The organism is Pseudomonas sp. yb_2 (assembly GCF_043103905.1).
In the GTDB taxonomy this organism is placed as follows: domain Bacteria; phylum Pseudomonadota; class Gammaproteobacteria; order Pseudomonadales; family Pseudomonadaceae; genus Aquipseudomonas; species Aquipseudomonas alloputida.
Genome location: NZ_JBICKH010000063.1, coordinates 1 through 1,485, shown reverse-complemented (window position 1 = coordinate 1,485; position 1,485 = coordinate 1). Strand labels below are relative to the sequence as shown.

At 62.0% G+C, this 1,485-nt stretch carries 1 protein-coding gene; it reads right to left on the bottom strand.

Translation table 11 applies throughout. The annotated features are described in order from the left end of the window. The coding region (locus tag ACF8FB_RS15025; protein ID WP_392511521.1) for an immunoglobulin-like domain-containing protein at window positions 1-1,485 on the bottom strand (1,485 nt) is incomplete at both ends.

The window sequence follows — 1,485 nt, the reverse complement described above, 5'->3', positions numbered from 1 at the left end:
GAAGGTCAATGCACTGTGGTTGTTGATTGGCAGACCGTCTTTGTTGGTCAGCGTGATGGTGTAGGTGATCTCGCCGCCTTCGGTGACCGACGGGGTCGCAGTCAGCTTGGCCACCACTTCGTCGGTGGTGTCGGTCACTTGAACCGAAGCGTTGCCGCCCAGTTGCAGGTTCTCGAAGGTCGCACCAGTGGCGTCTACCGCCGAGTTGATGCCCAGGCTGATCTGGCCAGCATCGTTGTAAACGTCATCGCCCTGCGCAGCGTGGGTGTACGGCGCGCTGGTCTCGCCGGCCTTGATGGTGACCTGGGCATTGTTGCTCAGGGTCACGACCAGGTCGTGAGCCAGCGGCTGGTTGACGTGAACAGTGAAGGTCGGTTTGACGTTCTCGGCCACCGAAGTCTGGTCGGCGGTGATGGTGACCTTGACCAGGTCGCCTTCGTTGCCTGGGGTACCTGGCTCGTCGGTGACCGACGTGCTGACCGGCGTCTTGTCCAGCGTCAGTTGCTCGAACTTACCGACGTCCGCACCGCCAACGGTAGCGATCGACATCACGACAGGGTCGTTGCTGCCGACGTAGACGTTGTCCGGGGCAGTCACGGTTGCAGTGCCCACGGTGCCGTTGGCCGGCACGGTGATGACGGTCTTGCCGTCGCTCAGCGTGAAGGTCAATGCACTGTGGTTGTTGATCGGCAGGCCGTCTTTGTTGGTCAGGGTGATGGTGTAGGTGATCTCGCCGCCTTCGGTGACCGACGGGGTCGCAGTCAGCTTGGCCACCACTTCGTCGGTGGTGTCGGTCACTTGAACCGAAGCCGCACCGCCCAGCTCCAGGTTCTCGAAGGTCGCACCAGTGGCGTCCACCGCCGAGGTGATGCCCAGGCTGATCTGGCCAGCGTCGTTGTAAACGTCATCACCCTGCGCAGCGTGGGTGTACGGCGCGCTGGTTTCACCGGCCTTGATGGTGACCTGGGCATTGTTGCTCAGGGTCACGACCAGGTCGTGGGCCAGCGGCTGGTTGACGTGCACGGTGAAGGTCGGTTTGACGTTCTCAGCCACCGAGGTCTGGTCGGCTGTGATGGTGACCTTGACCAAGTCGCCTTCGTTGCCTGGGGTGCCCGGCTCGTCGGTGACCGACGTGCTGACCGGGGTCTTGTCCAGCGTCAGTTGCTCGAACTTGCCGACATCCGCACCTTCAACGGTTGCGATCGATTTGATCACAGGGTCGTTGGTGCCGACGTAGACGTTGTCCGGGGCAGTGACAGTGGCAGTACCCACGGTGCCATTAGCCGGCACGGTGATGACGGTTTTGCCGTCGCTCAGCGTGAAGGTCAATGCACTGTGGTTGTTGATTGGCAGACCGTCTTTGTTGGTCAGCGTGATGGTGTAGGTGATCTCGCCGCCTTCGGTCACCGAAGGGGTCGCGGTCAACTTGGCCACGACTTCGTCGGTGGTGTCGGTGACATCCACCTTCGCGGCACCGCCCAGCGC